1 protein-coding gene is annotated in these 1009 nt (G+C 41.3%); it reads left to right on the top strand.

Features of this window, described 5'->3' with window-relative positions; translation table 11 throughout:
* On the top strand, positions 1–1009 hold a 1009-nt coding region (locus ACFINZ_RS09955; RefSeq protein WP_375701429.1), incomplete at both ends, for a ShlB/FhaC/HecB family hemolysin secretion/activation protein.

Here is a 1009-nt window from a genome sequence, read left to right as displayed (position 1 = left end):
TATTTTTACGCCAAAGTTCTCTTTTGAGAATTTTTCGTGCCATTGTTGTTTTCTTTGGCTTGTTTACAGGTGTAAATGTTTATGCGCGCTCCTCAGCTATTTTTCATTCCCCAACAGATAATTTTTCTCGCCAACAATCTGAGAAGCAGCAATTAGAAAGAATTGAGAATTTACGGTCTTTAACGCCTAAAAGGATCAAGACGCCTTCAGAGCAAAATCCAGAAATGCTTTTGGGTGGGAAGCAATGTTTTCCCATTCATGCTGTTGTTGTTGAGGGAGTGCATCATGTCAAAAAGCGCTTTATATCAGCCGTAACAGAGTCTTATGTTGGAAGATGTATCGGTCTTGTCGATATTCAGCTCTTAATCAAGAAGTTAACCAAAGTTTATTTGGATCAAGGCTATGTAACGGCGCGTTTTTACATTCCTGATCAAGATATCAAAAACAGCAAGACGCTCAAATTTGTTGTCGTTGAGGGCAAGCTTTCAGAGATTTACTATAATGGTTCACCGGCATCTCGTTATAACAATGTTGTGTGGAGTGCTTTTCCTGGGCTTCAAGGTCATGTTCTGAACATGCGCGATATTGAACAGGGGCTTGATCAGATCAACCGTTTGAGTTCAGCGCACGCTCAAAGCGAACTTCTTCCAGGGCGTGAAGAAGGGAGCACCATTGTCAATATTAACAATCATCCCGATAAAACTTTCAAGGTTACTGTTTCTCATGACAATATGGGACAATCTTCCACGGGTTATGCGCGTTATAGTGCGGGCTTGAGGGTAGAAAATATTTTAGGGATGAATGATGCGTGGGATTTTAACTATCAACGCAGTGAGCCCGATTATTGGGGTGGGAGCAAGCAAGAAGGACATAGCAATAACATTTCAGCGAGTGTGAGTATTCCATATGGTTATTGGACCTTTGGATTGAATGGCACTGTTTATAATTACCAAAGCATAATCCCTGGCAATTTTACCGATATTGAGACGACGGGGGATTCCAGTGAGTT

The organism is Bartonella sp. AA81SXKL (assembly GCF_042196945.1).
GTDB lineage: Bacteria > Pseudomonadota > Alphaproteobacteria > Rhizobiales > Rhizobiaceae > Bartonella.
Note: the sequence above shows the minus strand (reverse complement) of the source record. Positions and strands in the feature narration are given on the sequence as shown.